Annotated in this window: 1 protein-coding gene and 1 pseudogene; one reads left to right on the forward strand and one right to left on the reverse strand. The window is 74.8% G+C overall.

The annotated features are described in order from the left end of the window. Positions 1-729 (reverse strand): annotated as a pseudogene (locus LQ51_RS12210) (beta family protein); the annotation flags it as partial. 176 nt (positions 730-905) lie between these two features. On the opposite strand from LQ51_RS12210, the gene LQ51_RS12215 reads away from it, so the two are divergent. Further along, positions 906-1,950 (forward strand): RlpA-like double-psi beta-barrel domain-containing protein (locus tag LQ51_RS12215; RefSeq protein WP_046565252.1); only part of this gene is annotated, 1,045 nt, incomplete at its 3' end.

The following is a 1,950-nucleotide window of genomic DNA, read 5'->3' on the forward strand; positions in this document are numbered from 1 at the left end:
CCGGTCGCCCGGGACGTCGTCGGCGCCCGGCGCCGCGCAGCCCACCCCGTAGTCGCCGTAACCGACGTCCAGGTCGGCCAGGCCGCGCCAGAGCTGCCAGTCGAAGCGCTCCAACCGGACCGGCTCGTCGGCGGGCAGGCGGGTCACGGCCGGCGGCATCCCGCCGGCGGCCACCGTCACCGAACGCCAGGCGTGCCGGCGGGCCCAGCCGGCCAGCCGCCGTACCCGGGGCCCGGCCAGCCGGACGTCGGCCGGGCAGCACACGTCCCCCGCGTCGATGAGCAGGTCGCACTGCTCGGGCAGGAGCCGGGTCAGGCGCCACACCCGCTCCACCGCCCCGGTCGTCGCGTCCGGGCCGGCCCGGTCCCGGCCGGTCCGCAACCGCACCACCGCCCGGCCGTGGGCCCGCGCCGCCACCCCGTGCGCCACCAGCCGCCGGTCACCGTCCGCGAGCCCGATCACCGGCACCAGCGGTACGCCCCAGCGGGCCGGCTCGCTCTCCGGCCCGTCCGGTAGGGCCGAGACGTCGACGGCGGGCAGCAGCCCCGCCGGCAGCCGGCCGAGCAGGTCCACGGTGCACGCGTCGACCGCGTGGACGTCGATGACCGGGGCAAGCAGCGGGGCGAGGGCGTCGTCGAGATGGGCCAGCGCCTCCAGCTCACCCCGCCGACCGGCCAGCACCGGGCGGTAGACCGGTTCCGACGGCCGACCTCCGTGGGCGGGCACCATACTTCAATGTATCGGCCCGATCGCGTTGCGCCACCGGCTTCCCGGACGCCGTTGACATGTCCTCCCTCCGGGTGGTGACATGAGCGCGCGGGCACACGCCGGGCATGGACGGGCAGCCATGACCCCATCTTCGAGCCGATCCTGCGCGGGTCGGCCCGCCCGGAAGGCCTTTCCCCATGACCTCGCGTACCCGCCTGCGGCTCGTGGCCGCGCTGGCCGCCGCCGCGGCCGCACTGCTCGCCGCCGGACAACTGCCCGCGCTCGCGGTCGACGACCCGCCCGCGCCGGTGACCGGCAACGCCACCCACTTCGACGGCCTCGGCGCCCCGTACGGCGGCTGCGGCCTGCCGCAGTCCGAACTGGACAGCCAGGACTTCGTCGCGCTCAACGTGTACAACCTGCCCGGCGACTACTCGTCGTTCCCGGCCCGGCCGCTGCCCCCGGCGCAGGCGGACCGGATCGGCCTGTGGAACAACGGGCTCAACTGCGGCCGGTTCGTCACCGTGACCATCGGCGACCGGTGCACCGGGATCAACGACGGCGCGCCCGGCCAGCCGTTCTGCCGCAACGGTTCCTGGGTCGCGGACGGCTACAACGGCGCCACCCTGACCATGGTGGTGGCGGACTCCTGCGGCGACGGCAACGCCTGGTGCCGGGACGATCCGTACCACCTGGACCTGGTCACCGGGTCGCTGAACCGGTTCGCCCGCAACGGGGTGCCGGTCGGTGACCTGTACCCGAACCACTGGAACAACCGGCACGTCTCCTGGTCGTTCGTCCCCGCCCCCAGCTACACCGGGGACCTGCGGATCGGCTTCCTCCAGGGCGCGCAGCGGTACTGGCCGGCCATCGCGGTCTCCCACCTGCCCAACGGCATCCACGGCGTCGAGTACCTGGCCGACGGGGCGTGGCGGGCCGCCACCATGAACAGCGACATGGGCCAGTCGTACGTCATCGGGGCCACCACGTCCGGCGGTACCGACTTCCAGATCCGGGTCCGGGACGCCGCCGACACGCTGGTCAACGGCGGCCGGGTCTACCGGTTCGCCCTGCCCGCCGGGTGCGGCGGCACGTGTTCGGCCGCGTACACCCCGGTCAGCTACACCACCTCGGACGGCACCGGCCCGACGGCCTCGCCGAGCGTGTCGGTGTCGCCGAGCGTGTCGGTCTCCCCGAGCGTGTCGGTGTCGCCGAGTGTGTCGGTGTCGCCGAGTGTGTCGG

The sequence above is a fragment of the Micromonospora sp. HK10 genome, assembly GCF_000982955.1.
Classification (GTDB): Bacteria; Actinomycetota; Actinomycetes; order Mycobacteriales; family Micromonosporaceae; genus Micromonospora.